We start from the raw sequence: 244 nt of genomic DNA, 5'->3' as shown, positions 1-244 counted from the left end.
GCACCACTCAGTAAAGAAGTCAGTAAAATATTGGCTGAACTGCAAAACTTACAAAGCTTTGTGATTGATTTACGTGACAAAAATATCAAGGGAGAGCAATTGATGTCAGCATTAAAAGAATTTGGTATTGAGTCATTAGCTGATTTAAATGTGAGCTTTCAAAAATCGATTGTGACGCATAATCCCCCCTTACGAAGTGTCCTATCGCCAATTGATGAAGATAGATGCGAATAAATAAAGCGAA

Annotated in this window: 1 protein-coding gene; it reads left to right on the top strand. The window is 36.1% G+C overall.

Features of this window, described 5'->3' with window-relative positions; all coding sequences use genetic code 11:
- Positions 1-234, top strand: a 234-nt coding sequence (locus H5125_RS22000) for a hypothetical protein (protein WP_182745525.1), incomplete at its 5' end; no start/stop codon positions are given.
- Between the last annotated feature and the right edge of the window lie 10 nt (positions 235-244).

Origin of the sequence: Shewanella sp. SR44-4 (genome assembly GCF_014163715.1) — a bacterium.
Classification (GTDB): Bacteria; Pseudomonadota; Gammaproteobacteria; order Enterobacterales; family Shewanellaceae; genus Shewanella.
Note: the sequence above shows the minus strand (reverse complement) of the source record. Positions and strands in the feature narration are given on the sequence as shown.